This is a genomic window from Roseburia lenta (assembly GCF_014287435.1).
GTDB classification, from domain to species: Bacteria; Bacillota; Clostridia; order Lachnospirales; family Lachnospiraceae; genus Pararoseburia; species Pararoseburia lenta.
This window is the reverse complement of record NZ_JACOPG010000002.1, coordinates 121292-138053: the sequence shown is the minus strand read 5'-3', so window position 1 is coordinate 138053 and position 16762 is coordinate 121292. Positions and strand designations below refer to the sequence as shown.

Sequence of the window (16762 nt, the reverse complement as noted above, 5' to 3'; positions counted from 1 at the left end):
ACATGAAAGAGACATTTGTTTTTTCGGTAAAAAAAAACACTAGGCGGGTGGAAGTATCCAATCACTGGAAATATTGTGTTGGCTCTGGTCAGGCAAAACTTGCTATGCGTTCAGATTATGCCAGACAATTAAAATTTATTCATGATGAACTTGGCATAGAGAGAGTCCGGTTTCATGGCATTTTTGATGATGATATGCAGGCAATTATGTCCATGGCGGATATGATGCCGATGCCGGGCGCAGAAAAGTTTCAAAATTATAATTTTTTTAATATTTTTGCGGCATATGATAATGTACTTGCAGCAGGAATGAAGCCATGGGTGGAACTATCTTTCATGCCATCAACTATTGCAAAAAGGAAGAAAAAAGTTACAGTCAACGCGGAGGGCATGAAGACCATGCCGGCGAAAGACGATGATTGGGTAAAGTTGGTACAGGCGTTCATCCGGGCTGCGATACACCGGTATGGCAGGAATGAGGTTATTACATGGAATTTTGAGGTTTGGAATGAACCTAATATGTTCACTTTTTTTGCCGGAACGATGGAGGACTATTTCCATCTCTATGAGATTACAGCCAAAGCCGTGAAGGAGGTAGAGCCGGCTCTGTTGGTGGGGGGACCTGCAAGTGCAACCGGAGATTGGATTGCTGAATTTATTGACTTTTGTGAGCAAAGGAAATTGCCACTTGATTTTATTTCAACACATAATTATCCGGGAGATGGTATAGGAGAAGCCTTTGCCATGAAAGATCTTTTCTCCAATGTTGTGGGGGGAATGAAGCAATTGAGAAGTAAGAAAGCGGGGACTGCTCTGGATGGGATTCGTCTGATCATGGAGGATAAGACGGAAACCACGGTTCTGGCAAAGGGGCAGATGTATGATAATACAAAGAAAGTCAGTCAGATTGTGGCGGGCAGATACCCCATTTATTATACTGAGTGGAATTGTAATGCCATCCTGACATCACCGAGTAATGATAGTAAAAAGGTGGCATGTTTCCAGGTAAAAAGCATAGATGAGATGGAAGGAAATGTGACAGGATCATCTATTTGGGCATTTAGTGATATTTTTGATGAATTCATGATAGTGCCGGAAGAATTTTCGGGAGGGTTTGGTTTGCTTACCATCCATGGTATCCCCAAACCGCAGTTTTATGCATTGAAATTATTAAGTGATGCGGGAAGCAGAAAAATATCGGGTACAGATAGAGGTGCCGGGATGTCAGAATGTTCGATTGTACCGGATTGATGATGAGCATTGCAATCCGTATCGTATATGGAAGGAAATGGGATCACCTGAAAATATGAATCCGCAGGAAATCCATGAAGTGATTGAAAAATCATCCCTTGTGGCAGAAAAAGTGACTTATACATATGAAAACGGAGAATTGATCGTATCCGGCAGGCTGCAGGTAAATGACACGCACTGTTACATCATCAGGAAATAGTAAAGGAGATTAGTTATGAAGACATATGATCTGAAAACAGCATATATGAGAAATCCCATGGGATTGGATGATCTGCATCCGCAATTATCATGGAAAACCAAAGATGGTAAAAAACAGACGTCGTTTAAGATAGAGGTGTCCGTAAATGATAAACCATGGAAACTTATGGAGGAAAGAAGAAGTGATTCCATGAAGACGAGTTACAGTCTTCCTTTAGAGAGTCGAGACCGGATTCTGTGGCGTGTAGCGGTGGCAGATGAGAATGGAGTATATGACAGTTGGAGCCAGCCTGCTTTCTTTGAAATGGGATTGTTGGACAAAAAGGAGTGGAAAGCATCGTTTATCATGGGAAACTATGAACATAGTAAAAGTCCCAAAGTGCGATATCCGGTGGACTGTTTTAAAAAGACTTTTCGAATAAAAAAAGAAAATCTTGTGCGTGCGAGACTCTACATTACAGCCTGTGGCCTGTATGAGACAAAAATTAATGGAACAAAAGTGAGGGATGCGGTTTTGACACCGGGATCCACTGCGTTTCAAAAAAGAGTACATTATCAGACGTATGATGTGACAGACTTGCTGAAAGATGAAAATGTGTGGACCATGGAACTGGCAGATGGTTTTTACGCCAGTGCCACAGGGGTCTTTGACAGCACGAAAGTTTATGGATATGAGCCAAAACTTATGGCGCAAATGGAAGTCTTTTATCAGAGTGGAGAACATGAGGTTTTCGTGAGTGATGCTTCTATGCAATGGTCTAATGATGGCAGTATCCGTTATGCGGATATGAAAAACGGAGAGAGGATAGATCTGGGGCGTAGTCCATCTTATAGTGGAAGGGCAAGAGTGACGTCGTATGAAGGTATGGTCTGTGCTTCCAATAATGACGCGGCAAAAGAACATGAGAAATTTTCGAATCCAACAATTGTGCATTGTCCGGACGGACATACAGTGCTGGATTTTGGACAGAATATTGCAGGCTATGTCAAACTTTCCGTAAAAGGAGAAAAAGGAGCAAAATGCCGCATGGTGTGTGGAGAAAAATTGGATACAAATGGTAATTTTACTGTAGAAAATATTGCATGGAAGGCGAATTATGATACCTGCCGTTTTCAATCCGTGGATTTTGTCTGCGATGGGGTACGTCACGACTACAAACCCAAATTTACGATTATGGGATTCCGTTATGTCCTGCTTTTGGACTGGCCGGAGGATGTGGATGCCGGCAGATTTAGTGCAATTGCAGTTTATACGGACATGGACACAACGTTTTCCTTTACTTCTTCGGATGCTATGCTCAATCGGATTGTGAAAAATACATTCTGGAGTGTAAAAGGAAATTTTATGGATGTCCCGACCGATTGTCCGACACGTGAGCGTGCCGGCTGGACTGGTGATGCACAACTCTTTTTTAATACAGGCAATTATATGATGGATCAGAGAGCATTTTTTCGTAAATGGATGAGAGATGTAGCAGATTGTCAAAAAGGAAATGGTCTTGTCTATAATGTGAATCCAACGGGGGGTAAGAAGAGTGGATTGATTGAGTGGATATCCATGGAGGGAAGTGCCGGCTGGGGAGACGCCATGGTGACTATCCCGTACTATTTCTGGAAACGGTATGGAGATGATTGCCTGATTCGGGAGAATTGGCAGGCAATGGAAAAGTGCATTGCATATTTTAGCAGCAGAATGGGTAAAAGAAACCTCTTTTCCCTTTTTTCACCAAAGCGAAGCAAATATGACAAATATCTTGTGGCCAGTGGGAGACATTTTGGTGAATGGACGGAGCCGGACGACTGTGCGCCATCACAAAAAATGTTAATGCTGCCAATGGTAGAGGAGGCGACCGCATATTTATCCTATGCTGCGAGGTTAATGGAGGAAATGGCTGACCATCTGGGAAAAGAATCCCAAGCAAAACATTATAAGCAGATCGCAGATCGGACGAAAGAGGCATACAATTATTATTTTGTACAGAATGGTGACATTACAAGCAAGAGAATGTGCAAGTATGTAAGACCTTGTGGATTGGAATTGGCTGAGGGACAGGCCCGCCAGAGACTTTTGCAAAAAATTGTGAAACTGAATCAGGAGAGAGAGTATCGTGTGGGAACCGGTTTTTTGTCTACCCCATTTGTATTTCCGCTTCTTACGGAAGCAGGTGCAAGCGATGAGGCTTTCCGCATGCTTATGAATCCGGAGATTGGCTGGATCCAGCAAATAAAACAAGGCGCAACAACAGTGTGGGAAAACTGGACAGATGATGCATCTTTAAATCATTATTCTAAAGGAGCATGTTGTCAGTGGATCTTTGATACCTTATGTGGAATCAAAATGGATGGCAGGGAGAATCATTTTGTGATTGCACCCCATCCGGTTTCACAGATAGATTCTATTTCTATGGAATATGATTCTGCATATGGCAAGGTTTCGAGTGCCTGGTTTAGAACAGATGGAAAGGTGAACTTTAGGATTTCCATACCATCGAACTGTGTGGCTGATGTCATCCTGCCAGATGGAAGCACATTTGCCTGTGAATGTGGAGAATATAACTTTTCTACTGTGACAAAATGAGTTGAATAAAGAAAAATCCCTTGCATACAATGTAAAAACAAGTGTTGCAGGGGATTTTTTTGAAACCATATATTGAAAAACGGGCAGTTGAAATTGGTACATACATTGTGGAAAAGAGTGCGACCGTAAGGCAGGCGGCAAAGAATTTTGGCGTGAGCAAATCTACGGTACATAAGGACGTTGCGGAACGTTTGCCGCAGATCGATGTCGAACTTGCAAAAGAGGCAAGAAGCGTCTTAGATGTCAATAAATCAGAACGACATATCCGTGGTGGCATGGCTACCAGAAAAAAGTATGCACATGTCCATTGACTTTCCACGCAGGATAAACTAAGATTTTTAGAAGAGTAAACGAACCGATAAACGGTATTTGAGGAGGAACAAATGGAGAACGTTACTATTATGGATCATCCACTGATCCAGCATAAAATTTCAAGACTTCGTGACAAGACAACAGGAACAAATGAGTTCCGTACCTTGGTCAGTGAGATCGCTATGTTGATGGGGTTTGAGGCACTGCGCGATCTTCCGACCGAACTGGTAGAGATCGAGACACCGATCGAGACGACCAAACAGCCAATGATTGCCGGTAAGAAGATGGCGATCGTGCCGATTCTGCGTGCTGGACTTGGGATGGTAGACGGTGTGCTGAATCTGGTTCCATCTGCAAAGATCGGACATATCGGTTTGTATCGTGACCCGGAGACTCATGAGCCACATGAGTATTACTGCAAGTTGCCGGAACCGATCGACCAGAGAACTATTTTGGTAGTAGATCCAATGCTTGCAACCGGTGGATCCGGTGCAGATGCCATCACCATGATCAAGCAGCATGGCGGCAAGAATATCAAGTTCATGTGCATCATTGCCGCACCGGAAGGTCTGGAGAGACTGCACAAGGAACATCCGGATGTGCAGATCTATGTTGGCGCCTTGGATCGTCAGTTGAATGAGAATGCTTATATCTGTCCGGGACTTGGAGATGCCGGGGATCGTATTTTTGGAACAAAGTAATCAAGGATCAGATGTCAAGGGGGATGCTCTTTTACAGGGCATCCTCTTATCTTATAGCAACGAGAAAAGGAAAGAATATGGGAAAAAATATTGTTTTGATCGGTATGCCTGGGGTGGGCAAAAGTACTTCCGGCGTTATTCTTGCAAAAGTATTAAATTATGATTTCTTGGATTCCGATCTGGTCATTCAGCATCAGACCGGAAAACTTTTAAAAGAAATCATTGCAGAAAAAGGCATTGATGGCTTCAACGCAGTAGAAAACGAGATCAACAGCCAAATTGATGTGGAAAATACCGTGATCGCGACCGGAGGAAGTGTTATCTTTGGCGCAGATGCTATGGCACACTTTAAAGAGAGCGGGATTGTCGTTTATCTGAGGATCAGTTATGATCTCTTGGACGAGCGTCTGGGGGATCTGGATGAGCGAGGTGTCGTACATAAAGAGGGACAGACCTTGCGGGATATTTATAATGAACGCACGGCACTTTATGAAAAATACGCGGATATTACCGTGGATCTGGACGGCAAGGATGTGGCTGGCACGGTGGATGCAGTAGTGGCGCAGCTAGAAGGAAAATAAACATAAGATGAGTAAACTATTGGTTTTACAGATAACCATGCTTTTGCTGATCTTAGTAGGAGCACTTATAAAAAGAATAGGAATTATAAGCAAAGAAGGGCAGAAGAATATCAACGATCTGGTCATTTATCTGGTGCTTCCCTGCAATATTGTAAAGTCCTTTATGATTGACTGCGATAGCAATACGTTTGTGCAGTTTGCAGAGGTTCTTGTGATTTCCATAGGGATACAGATCATCAGTGTGATCCTGGGAAAGATTTTATATGGTAAAAGAGAAGTGGGACATCGTATGAGCCTGCAATATGGCGTGATCTGTTCTAATGCGGGATTTCTGGGAAATCCGGTCGCAGAGGGCGTTTTTGGATCGATCGGGCTTGCTATGGCATCCATATTCCTGATTCCCATGCGCATTATGATGTGGTCGTCCGGTATTGCGATCTTTACGCAGTCAAAGGATTGGAAAGCGACTTTGAAAAAGGTTGTGACGCATCCTTGTATTATTGCCTGTTTTATCGGTTTGATCCTGATTCTGACACAATATAGACCACCAGCCGTTATCACAAATACGATCGGAACGATTGGAAATTGCAATACAGCGCTTTCCATGATGGTCATCGGTATGATCTTGGCAGAAGCGGACTGGAAATCTATTTTCGACTGGGAAGTGCTTCGGTATTCTATCCTTCGTCTGGTATTGATGCCACTGGCTTTGTATGTCGTCTGTCTGCTCATAAAACTGCCGTCTCTGGTGACAGGGGTCTGTGTACTCTTGACTGCCATGCCGGCGGGGGCAACGACCAGTATTCTGGCATCCAAGTATGGCTGTGATGAGATCTTTGCAACAAAACTGGTAGTGGCATCTACCATCCTTTCCATGATCAGTATTCCAATCTGGAGTATGGTTTTGACCATATGATTTTAAGTGTGTAAAAAAATACAAAGAATGCGAAAAAAAAGATTGTAGAGTGAAGATAATTCCGCTATACTTTCTTTAGTTAAGGATATCTGCGAGGGTGCATATGTCATCTCGCAGATTTTTTGCGGAAAGGGATCTTTTCGCAGAGGAACAACAAATCAGTACAAAGGAGTTATGTGATGAATCAAAAAGGAGCAATCAAAGATGCCCGCAGTCTTGGAACATCAAAGATGTTACTGTTGGGTTTGCAGCACATGTTCGCCATGTTTGGCGCAACGATCTTAGTTCCTATCCTCGTGAATGATTATTTCGAGGGAGAAGGACTTTCTGTTCAGGTTACATTATTTTGTGCCGGTGTCGGTACACTCTTATTTCATTTGATCACCAAGCGTAAGGTGCCTGCTTTCTTAGGATCTTCCTTCGCATTTCTGGGTGGATTTTCCATGGTAGCGCAATTGGATAGTGGTATTTACGCCAATATGACTATGGGCGAAAAGTTGCCATACGCTTGTGGCGGTATCGTGGTAGCAGGTCTTTTATATCTGGTATTTGCCCTGATCGTAAAACTGGTAGGTGTAAGAAAAGTTATGCGTTTGTTACCGCCGGTAGTAACTGGACCGATCATTATTAGTATCGGACTTTCCCTTGCATCTTCTGCTGTCAATAATGCACAGACAAACTGGATCATCGCGATCGTCGCATTTGCGGTTATTGTGATCTTCAATATCTGGGGCAAGGGCATGTTCAAGATCATTCCGATCCTCATGGGTATCGTGATCTCTTATATCTTTGCTTTGGTATTAAATGGTGTCGGTATGACAAATGCTGACGGAAGCGCGATCTTAGATTTCACTTCTGTAGCAAGCGCACACTGGGTACAGTGGCAGCCATTTGTATGGTGCAAGTTTGATATTACAGCCATCCTTGTTATGGCACCGATCGCACTTGCGACCATGATGGAGCATATCGGTGATATTACAGCAATCTCCGCAACGGTAGATGAGAATTTCGTAGAAGATCCGGGACTTCACAGAACCTTGATCGGTGACGGACTTGCAACCGCATTTGCCGGAGCCATCGGTGGCCCTGCAAATACAACATATGGCGAAAATACAGGTGTATTGGAACTGTCAAAGGTACATGATCCTAAGGTTATCCGTATCGCAGCCGTATATGCGATCATCCTTAGTTTTTCACCGAAATTTGCAGCAGTGATCGGTTCTATGCCATCTTCCATCATCGGTGGTGTAAGTTTCATCCTTTATGGTATGATCTCTGCTATCGGTGTCCGTAATGTGGTTGAGAACAAGGTAGACTTCACAAAGTCAAGAAACCTGATCATTGCAGCCGTTATCCTTGTCAGCGCACTTGGATTTACAGATGGTTTTACATTCACGATCGCAGGAACAAGCGTTACACTGACTTCTCTTGCTATCGCAGCCATTTTGGGAATTTTCCTGAATGCTATCCTGCCGGGCAAGGATTATGAATTTGAGACAAGCGCAAAAAAAGAAGAAGCGTAAAAAGACGGATTCTGTTTCGGGGGAAGCGGGATACGAAAAAGTTATGAGCAGATAGACAAAGAGCATGTGGACGATCGAAGGGATCGGACACATGCTCTTTTTGTAGTTATTATAGGAGTATTAAGCGTAATAATCGATGTTGTTTGCCATGCGCTTGGCATAGGTCGTCAACTGTTTCATGAATTTGGAATCTTTGTTTAAAAGACTCTTGAAACGGCTGCCCCTGATGTTTTCAACGGCGGAAGAACTGAGGGTCAGATAACCAGAGGAGTTTTCCTTGATGCCGATGTTTTCCAAATCCTTGGAATACTTGCTGGCAAGATTTTTCAGATTCTTGTAAGTGGAGGTCGCATAGGAATTGGTCGAGGATTTGGCGGAATCCATGGTGTAATTGTATGTATCGATAAAGGCGCGTACATGAGAAGAAATATCGTCCTTATCGGCAGTTTCAAAGTCAAAATCATCCAGTTTCTGAACCGCGCGGCGAAGCGCCTGTGCATCTGCATAATTTAACTGATTGGTCGTAGCAGAAGAACGTGTACTTTTGGTCGTAAAAGCGCGGTAGGTCGCGTAATAACTGCGCAGGGTGATGTTGTTTGCTACAGAAAATCCACTCATGACGGCTCCTTTCTTTAAAAGTTATAGTAGGGAAAGCGGTAAAATTTTGTCAATTACCGATTGTTATATATTTTATATCGGAAATTCTGTCGGAAAATTGACCTTTGAACTTGTTATTTTTTATAGGCTCTAATATAATGAAACGAGATAGATTTGTACCTGGTACAAAAAGAAACGGAGGACAAGCATGGAGCAGGAAAAGGTCATAGTCATTGACTTTGGCGGACAGTACAACCAGTTGGTTGCCCGCAGAGTCAGAGAATGCAATGTTTATTGTGAGATCTATTCTTATAAAACAGATATTGAAAAGATTAAAGAAATGAATCCGAAAGGGATCATTTTGACAGGAGGTCCAAACAGTTGTTATGAGCCGGATTCACCGACTTATACCAAGGAATTGTTTGAATTGGGAATTCCGGTATTGGGACTTTGCTATGGGGCACAGTTGATGATGCATGTATTAGGCGGTAAGGTCGAGAAGGCACCGGTCAGAGAATACGGTAAGACCGAGGTATTCGTAAAGCAGGATTCCCCATTGTTTGCAGGTGTATCTGCAACAACGATCTGCTGGATGAGCCACTTTGATTACATTTCAAAGCCGGCAGAGGGATTCCGCATTTGCGCACATACGGCGGATTGCCCGGTGGCAGCGGCAGAGAATCAGGAAAAGAATTTATACGCGATCCAGTTCCATCCGGAAGTACTGCATACGGTTGAGGGAACCAAGATGCTGCACAACTTTGTACGCGGTGTCTGTGGATGCGCCGGAACATGGCGCATGGATTCTTTTGTTGAAAATGCCATCAAGGACGTAAGAGAAAAGGTAGGAGACGGAAAGGTGCTTTTGGCACTGTCCGGTGGTGTGGATTCTTCCGTACTGGCGGCTTTGCTTGCAAAGGCAATCGGACCACAACTTACCTGTGTATTTGTAGATCATGGTCTGCTTCGTAAGAACGAGGGAGACGAAGTCGAGAGTGTATTTGGCAAGGGCGGAGCCTTTGATATCAACTTTATCCGTGTCAATGCACAGGAGCGTTATTATGCAAAACTTGCAGGAGTGACCGAGCCGGAGCAGAAGCGTAAGATCATCGGCGAAGAATTTATCCGTGTTTTTGAAGAAGAAGCAAAGAAGATCGGTGCCGTAGATTTCCTGGCACAGGGAACGATCTACCCAGATGTGGTAGAGTCAGGACTTGGCGGAGAATCTGCAGTGATCAAGTCTCATCATAATGTCGGCGGTCTGCCGGATTATGTAGATTTCAAGGATATCATCGAGCCACTGCGCAACCTGTTTAAGGATGAAGTGCGTAAGGCAGGACTGGAACTTGGTCTGCCGGATTATCTGGTATATCGTCAGCCATTCCCGGGACCGGGACTTGGCATTCGCATCATCGGCGAAGTGACCGCAGAAAAGGTGCGAATCGTGCAGGATGCTGATTATATTTATCGTGAAGAGATCGCTAAGGCGGGACTGGATCGAAGCATCGGACAGTATTTTGCAGCACTGACCAATATGCGTTCGGTTGGTGTCATGGGCGATGAGAGAACCTATGACTACGCCGTAGCACTGCGTGCAGTCAACACGGTAGACTTCATGACAGCGGAGGCGGCAGACATTCCGTTTGATGTCTTGCAGACCGTCATGAGCAGAATTATAAATGAGGTGAAGGGAGTCAATCGAGTATTTTACGATCTGACGAGTAAGCCACCAGGAACGATTGAGTTTGAATAAATCGAGTTGCTTAAAAAAGCCAGTGTTTATGCGGGTTTCAGCGATTTCGATTAGTCTTTTGATAACAAATTGATAACAGTCATAGCAAGTGCCATTATTCTTGTTATCCAGTGGTTTATGGGTAACGGAACAATTAACAGGTGGCTTGCAGACTAAAGTTCGGAGCTTGGCTCTGAACAAATTCCATATTATAAACTAAGCCCTTAGCTGTGGTTAATAACCATAGTTAAGGGCTTTTTTGTCGTTGCCAAAGCATCTGTAGGGAGCTGCCAGTGGCAGGTCCTGTAGGTGCTTATTTATCTTTCAAGTGGTCTTTGAATGCTTCCACGAGAGCGTCACTTAATTCCTGTGATGGAACTTTTGCCCAACGCTGTGTGGTGTCGAACTCTGGATAATGGTAACGCCAGTTATCGTATTCTTCTCTGTTGATTTCTTCGGAAGATAGCTTGTCTGCCTGTTCTTTCCAAGCATACAGCATTTTGAGGAGTTCATATGCTTCTCTGCCTTTGTCCTTGTTGACCTTTAAGCATACCTCTCCGTCTGCTTCACTGACAGTAAGACCGTAAATATCTTCAAGGGTAAACAGAGTGTGCATAAGACCGATATAGCTGTCTATGTCAGGAACATCAAGAGCCTGTGGAGAAACATCAAGCACCTGTGCCAATGCATTTGTAAGGTCTGCTTTCGGTTTGCGTGTACCAGTTTCGTACTGTGCCAAACGCACATCAGCACTCTTTTCTGGAAAACCGATTGCTGTACCGAGATACTTTTGTGTCATACCACGCATTAGTCTGAAAAAATGTATTCTTTCGCTGATAGCCATAATGATACGCTCCTTTTATATTTAGTGAAATAAGTATAGCAGAAATGTTTAGTGGAAGTCAAGAAAAACCGAAACAAAAATGTTTAATATTTTCTTTGCAACCACTTGACAATAGCAAATATGTTTAGTAAAATAAATTACGAATTAAACAAATATGCTTAATGCGACAACTGAATGACCGTCCGAAAAGCCAAACCGCCAAGACCTCGTCGGAGCAAGTTCCGTATCGTTCGCTTGTGTGCAAGCACAAAAGCTCATTCGCTGCACTGCTCCTCCTCTTCCCCAAAAGTCTCCGACTTTTCGGGAACCCCTATACGAGCGAGCGCCTGATGTACTGCGGTGCATTGGGACAGCACAGCGCCTGCCGACAAGCAGGAGTGCCTGTTGGAACTTTAACACGGAGAAAGCGGCAAGCAAAAAATTATTTTAAGAAAGGAAGAAAAAGGATATGGAAAACAGATTTATCCGAGCCGAAGATGTGGCTCAGGAACTAAACGTATCAAAACCTTATGCATATAAACTCATCAGACAATTAAATGAGGAATTGAAAGCAAAGGGCTTTATTACGATTGCAGGGCGTGTAAATCGCCAGTATTTTTACGAAAGGCTCTACGGAGCAGGAAAGGGGGAAATGTAAATGCCGGTATTTAAGAATGAAGATAACGGTACTTGGTATGTGATGGCAAGGTATGTGAACTGGAAAGGGGAACGCAAGCAGAAATGCAAGCGTGGCTTTGCTACCAAACGAGAAGCACAGGAATGGGAAAGAATGTTCAAATTGCAGACTTCTTCAGACCTTGATATGAGTTTTGAAGCCTTTACGGAGCTTTATATCAATGATGTGAAGAACCGTTTGAAGGAAAACACGTGGCTTACCAAAGAGCATATCATACGCACAAAGATACTTCCGTATTTCGGGAAACTGAAAATCAGCGAGATTTCCACAAAGGAGATTATTACTTGGCAGAATGAAATGCTTGCCTATCGTGATGAGAAGAAAAAGCCTTATTCACAGACGTATCTGAAAACGCTGCACAATCAGTTGTCCGCCATTTTCAATCACGCTGTCCGCTACTATGAACTGCGTTCCAATCCTGCGGCAAAGGTGGGAAATATGGGACGTGAGGAACACAAGGAAATGCTGTTCTGGACAAAGGAAGAATACAAGAAATTCTCTTTTGAGATGATGGACAAGCCTGTTTCCTTTTATGCGTTTGAAATGCTTTACTGGTGCGGTATCCGAGAGGGCGAGCTGTTAGCTTTGACTCCGGCAGATTTCAACTTTGATAAGGAAACAGTCACAATCAATAAATCCTATCAGCGTTTGAAAGGGCAGGATGTGATTACTTCTCCGAAAACGAAAAAGAGCAACCGCACGATTAAAATGCCGAAGTTTCTGTGTGAGGAAATGAAAGAATATCTCGGTATGCTTTACGGATTGAAGAAGAAAGACCGTATCTTTACGGTGACGAAAAGCTATCTTCATCACGAGATGGACAGAGGGGCAAAGGCGGCAGGCGTGAAGCGTATCCGCATTCACGATCTCCGTCACAGCCACATTTCACTCTTGATTGATATGGGCTTTTCTGCGGTGGCGATTGCTGACCGAGTTGGTCACGAAAGTATTGATATTACTTATCAGTACGCACACCTCTTTCCGTCAAAGCAGATTGAGATGGCAGAAAAATTAGATGATTTAGGGAAAGGAGATTTTGAAAATGTCAGCTAAGAACAGAGATAACAAAAATCGTTGGAGGAATATCACAGTAGGGTTTCGAGTATCGCCCGAAGAAAACGAACTCATTAACAGAGCTGTAGCTCTATCAGGATTGCCAAAACAGGAGTATTGTTACCGCCGTTGCTTAAATCAGGATGTGGTGGTACAGGGCAATCCGAGAGTGTATAAGGCGTTGAAAACGGAATTTGCCACAGTCCTTGCGGAACTGAAAAGGATTGAAGCAGGAAAAGGTGTGGATGATGAACTGCTGAGTGTAATAGAACTGATTTCCATTATTCTCGGCGGTTTGAAAGGAGAGGATGCGAATGGAGAATAAAAAAGAAATGACTATTCCAAATGTATCTGCGGCAACAGATGCGGAACAGTCACTTTCCAAATGTACTGACAATAGTATAGTCAATCAGGATACGGATTTCAAGGGGTACGAGCAATCTTTTGAAGAAATGCAAAGGGAAATACTCAGACAGTTAGACCCTTCCTATCTGAAAACAGTATCAATGACAACGCTGTATGATACGGTGTTTGAGGTTCAGACACCACTTATCGACGGTCTGCTCCAAAGGGGAACTTACCTTTTCGTAGGTTCCCCGAAAGTGGGAAAGAGCTTTATGATGGCACAGCTTGCCTATCATATCAGCACAGGCACACCGCTTTGGGAGTATAAGGTGCGTAAGGCAACGGTGCTTTATTTTGCCCTTGAAGATGATTACCCACGTTTGCAGAAGCGATTGTTTCAGATGTTCGGTGCAAAGGAGACAGGCAATCTGTATTTCGCAACGGAATGTAAAACGGTCAATGGCGGACTGGAAGAACAGATAAGAGGGTTTATGAGGGAACACCCAGACACAGGCTTGATTATCATAGACACCTTAAAGCGTGTGCGTGAAGCAGGCGGAGCAGATTACAGCTACGCAAGTGATTATGATGTTGTGGCAAGGCTGAAAGCGTTGGCAGACAGTTACAAGGTTTCAATGCTTATTGTTCATCATACACGCAAACAAAAATCGGAAGATATATTCGATATGATTTCAGGCACGAATGGTCTGATGGGTGCGGCAGACGGTGCATTTGTTCTCAGTAAGGACAAGCGTACTTCCAACAATGCCACACTTGATGTTGCTGGCAGAGACCAGCAGGATATGAAAATCCATCTTGTAAGGGACAGCGAGCGATTGGTGTGGAACTTTGCAAAATCGGAAACGGAGATGTGGAAAGAACCGCCCGAACCTCTGCTTGAGAAGATAGCGGATACGCTCTTTTCGGAAAGTGACAGATGGGAAGGAACTGCTTCGGAACTTTGCGAAAGGCTTGCGGTGGATATAAAGCCGAATGTACTTTCTTTAAGGCTCAGTATCAACGCAAGCAGGCTGTTTCGTGATTACGGTATCCGTTATCAGAACAGCCGCACACACGACGGAAGAAAGGTTTCACTTTGGAAAGAAACCGAGCAGACGGCGTGACAAACGGTGTCAAAGGTGTCAATGTTTTTGAGAGCAGCACGCTGTGAAAAACATTGTCACCATCGTCACACTTTGACACCGGATAAAGTTTAGGGGAGTGTGCAGAGAGTGCCTTTTCAAAGGCGGCTCTTTGGTCTCGCCTGCTGGCTCGGTCGGTTCGCAGGCGTGTGTGCCACCGGCACACGCTCACCCCTCGGAGAGCCTTCGGAGAACGCAAAACCTGTTTACAGGTCGCATTTTTGATGGGTGTACCCGTCAAAAGTGCTTTTGCGTTACTTTTGACAAAAGTAACAAAACCTGAGAATGTTGAAATTTACAGATGGGAGATGAAAAAATGCAGAGAACGATAAGTGCAATGGTCGGTAAAGGCTCGGTCAATCACAATAGCCGAAAGTTCCGAGCAGAAAATGTAGACGGAACTCGTACTCATCTCAATATCGACTACTGCAATGAAAATATAAAGACAGTTTATCACGAATTGTTTGATGAAGCATTGGAAAGATACAATGCCAAGCAGATAAGGTCAGACCGAAAGATAAAAGATTATTATGAAAAAATCCGAAGTTCCAAGCAGGAAAAACCGTTCCACGAAATCATTTTACAGGTGGGCGGTAAGGGAAATATGAACGCCGATACGGAAAACGGAGAACTGGCAAAGCAGATTTTAGATGAATACTATCAGGGTTTTCAGGAGCGAAATCCACAGCTTCGGGTGTTCTCGGCTCATCTGCATATGGATGAAGCTACACCACATCTGCACATAGATTTTGTACCTTTTACCACAGGCAGCAAGCGTGGACTTGATACAAGAGTGTCACTAAAGCAGGCTCTTGCAACGCAAGGTTTTAAGGGCGGCAGTCGTGGCGATACGGAGTGGTCGCAATGGATACAGTCCGAAAAAGAACAGCTTGCGGCGGTGATGGAACGTTATGGGATTGAGTGGGAACATTTAGGCACACACGAAAAACATCTTTCTGTTTTGGATTATAAAAAGCAGGAAAGAGAAAAAGAAGTGGCGGCATTAGGTGCGAAAATCGAGCAGAAACAGATTGAATTTGATGTGTTGTCGGAACGAGTATTGAACTATGATAAGGCAAAAGACGAGCTGTCAAATCTTGAAATAGAGCTTGATACTGCACCGAAATATCAGTTGCCAGAACCAGAGAAATTTATGACTGCAAAGGCATATAAAACCAAAATGGCAGAGCCGGTTGTAAGGAAATTGAAGCAACTTGTCAAAACGGTGCTTGCCCGCTGCTTTGAGGGGTGGGACAACTATCATAGGCTGAATACAGCGAATGCACAGTTATACCGCACCAATCAGCGTTTGGAGAAAGTCAATGAAAGATTGACCGAAGAAAACAAAATCCTAAAAGCAGAAAATAAAGATTACAGCCTGCTCCGTAAGGTTTTTGGTCGCAAACAGATAGATGATTTGTTGGAGCAGGCAAGAACAGTTAAAGGTCGCAAGCGTGATAATACACGATCACGATAGACAAAAATCACAGGAGGAAAAGGAAAATGACAAAGACAATTTTTGAAGAAATGGGCGGAACTTATAGACAGGTGGGTGATTATTTATTGCCGAACATCACAGTACCAGCCGAAGAAGAAATAGAGCCGATTGGTTTATGGGGGAAACGACATGCAAGGCATTTAAAGGAACACTATAAAGTGTTATATATGAACCTGCTGACAAGCGGAAAGCTGCATAGTTATCTTGCAGAAGTCGATAAGCAAGCAGAGGATATGTTTCTTCGACTGGTAAAGGAATATGCCGACAGACAAGATGTGACGGAACAATTAAAGAAAGATAATCCCTACGAATGGATTGGAAGAATGAATAATATTCAGGCTTGTGTGAGGGAAGTTGTAGGAACGGAGTTGATTTACACATAAGCGTTTTACGGTATGGTGCTCCTGCGTTTGCTGGAGTGCTGTGGTTGTGGTTGTAAAGAGGTTGTGAAAGATTGAATTTCGTAATGGTTGGATGTATAATTAGGAAGTGAAAATTTTAATTTGCACTTCCATAAGGTGAAATGTATTGACAAAAAAAATACAGTATGATAGTATTGCCATTAGAAGAAAGAAAGGCACATTTTGTGTAAGGTGAGGAAATGATTAATAGATAATTTGATTTAAGTAAGACACATATAGTTATTGAGCCTGTAGAGAATAGGTTTGTTTTGTGTACGCTTAAGTTGGATTATCGCAAGAGGCATTTCCTTTGTTTTCCTTTTGGAAAAGAAATAAGGGTCTATTTAGCGAGTCTATTTTTGCGTATGCAAAAAAGACTCGTTTTTGTGTGTTCAAAATAATAATTGGCTCAGAC

Annotated in this window: 15 protein-coding genes and 1 pseudogene; 14 read left to right on the top strand and 2 right to left on the bottom strand. The window is 43.4% G+C overall.

The genetic code is table 11. The annotated features are described in order from the left end of the window. Nucleotides 1-2 precede the first annotated feature (2 nt). The 7 genes and pseudogenes from H8R94_RS04620 to H8R94_RS04585 all read left to right on the top strand — a co-directional run bounded on the left by H8R94_RS04620 (nucleotide 3) and on the right by H8R94_RS04585 (nucleotide 8059). A pseudogene (locus H8R94_RS04620) lies at nucleotides 3-1449 on the top strand (GH39 family glycosyl hydrolase). 15 nt (nucleotides 1450-1464) lie between these two features. Then, complete coding sequence (locus H8R94_RS04610; protein ID WP_186854027.1) at nucleotides 1465-4026, top strand: family 78 glycoside hydrolase catalytic domain; 2562 nt, start codon at nucleotides 1465-1467, stop codon at nucleotides 4024-4026. A 59-nt stretch (nucleotides 4027-4085) separates the two neighbouring features. Continuing rightward, nucleotides 4086-4337, top strand: coding sequence for a sporulation transcriptional regulator SpoIIID (spoIIID, locus tag H8R94_RS04605; RefSeq protein WP_243238461.1), 252 nt, complete (start codon nucleotides 4086-4088; stop codon nucleotides 4335-4337). 72 nt (nucleotides 4338-4409) lie between these two features. Next, complete coding sequence (gene upp, locus H8R94_RS04600; protein ID WP_118280166.1) at nucleotides 4410-5039, top strand: uracil phosphoribosyltransferase; 630 nt, start codon at nucleotides 4410-4412, stop codon at nucleotides 5037-5039. A gap of 77 nt (nucleotides 5040-5116) precedes the next feature. Beyond that, the gene (locus tag H8R94_RS04595) at nucleotides 5117-5620 is read left to right on the top strand and encodes a shikimate kinase (RefSeq protein ID WP_186854026.1); all 504 of its coding nucleotides are present in this window, start codon (nucleotides 5117-5119) and stop codon (nucleotides 5618-5620) included. 7 nt (nucleotides 5621-5627) lie between these two features. After that, nucleotides 5628-6536 (top strand): AEC family transporter, encoded by a 909-nt coding sequence (locus H8R94_RS04590; RefSeq protein ID WP_186854025.1) that lies wholly within the window; start codon nucleotides 5628-5630, stop codon nucleotides 6534-6536. Nucleotides 6537-6715: 179 nt separating this feature from the next. After that, nucleotides 6716-8059 (top strand): uracil-xanthine permease family protein, encoded by a 1344-nt coding sequence (locus H8R94_RS04585; RefSeq protein ID WP_186854024.1) that lies wholly within the window; start codon nucleotides 6716-6718, stop codon nucleotides 8057-8059. Nucleotides 8060-8179: 120 nt separating this feature from the next. Here H8R94_RS04585 and H8R94_RS04580 read toward each other — a convergent pair whose 3' ends face one another. Then, nucleotides 8180-8677 carry a hypothetical protein gene (locus tag H8R94_RS04580; protein ID WP_186854023.1) on the bottom strand — a complete coding sequence of 166 codons (498 nt, stop codon included), beginning with the start codon at nucleotides 8675-8677 and terminating at the stop codon, nucleotides 8180-8182. A gap of 187 nt (nucleotides 8678-8864) precedes the next feature. Here H8R94_RS04580 and guaA point away from each other — a divergent pair, with 187 nt between their 5' ends. Then, entirely contained in the window at nucleotides 8865-10409 is a 1545-nt protein-coding gene (gene guaA, locus H8R94_RS04575) for a glutamine-hydrolyzing GMP synthase (protein WP_186854022.1), read from the top strand. Nucleotides 10410-10701: 292 nt separating this feature from the next. Here guaA and H8R94_RS04570 read toward each other — a convergent pair whose 3' ends face one another. Next, nucleotides 10702-11232 (bottom strand): helix-turn-helix domain-containing protein, encoded by a 531-nt coding sequence (locus tag H8R94_RS04570; protein WP_009247529.1) that lies wholly within the window; start codon nucleotides 11230-11232, stop codon nucleotides 10702-10704. Nucleotides 11233-11680: 448 nt separating this feature from the next. On the opposite strand from H8R94_RS04570, the gene H8R94_RS04565 reads away from it, so the two are divergent. The 6 genes from H8R94_RS04565 to H8R94_RS04540 all read left to right on the top strand — a co-directional run bounded on the left by H8R94_RS04565 (nucleotide 11681) and on the right by H8R94_RS04540 (nucleotide 16329). After that, on the top strand, nucleotides 11681-11869 hold the full coding sequence (locus tag H8R94_RS04565) for a helix-turn-helix domain-containing protein (protein WP_009247528.1): 189 nt from the start codon (nucleotides 11681-11683) through the stop codon (nucleotides 11867-11869). After that, on the top strand, nucleotides 11870-12961 hold the full coding sequence (locus H8R94_RS04560; protein WP_009247527.1) for a site-specific integrase: 1092 nt from the start codon (nucleotides 11870-11872) through the stop codon (nucleotides 12959-12961). After that, nucleotides 12951-13286, top strand: a complete 336-nt coding sequence (locus H8R94_RS04555; RefSeq protein WP_009247526.1) for a plasmid mobilization protein — start codon at nucleotides 12951-12953, stop codon at nucleotides 13284-13286. Before H8R94_RS04560 ends, H8R94_RS04555 begins: the two co-directional genes overlap by 11 nt. Further along, on the top strand, nucleotides 13276-14430 hold the full coding sequence (locus H8R94_RS04550; protein ID WP_009247525.1) for an AAA family ATPase: 1155 nt from the start codon (nucleotides 13276-13278) through the stop codon (nucleotides 14428-14430). Before H8R94_RS04555 ends, H8R94_RS04550 begins: the two co-directional genes overlap by 11 nt. 355 nt (nucleotides 14431-14785) lie before the next feature. Then, on the top strand, nucleotides 14786-15925 hold the full coding sequence (locus tag H8R94_RS04545; RefSeq protein WP_019190307.1) for a plasmid recombination protein: 1140 nt from the start codon (nucleotides 14786-14788) through the stop codon (nucleotides 15923-15925). Nucleotides 15926-15951: 26 nt separating this feature from the next. Further along, on the top strand, nucleotides 15952-16329 hold the full coding sequence (locus H8R94_RS04540) for a TnpV protein (RefSeq protein ID WP_009247523.1): 378 nt from the start codon (nucleotides 15952-15954) through the stop codon (nucleotides 16327-16329). Nucleotides 16330-16762: the final 433 nt, after the last annotated feature.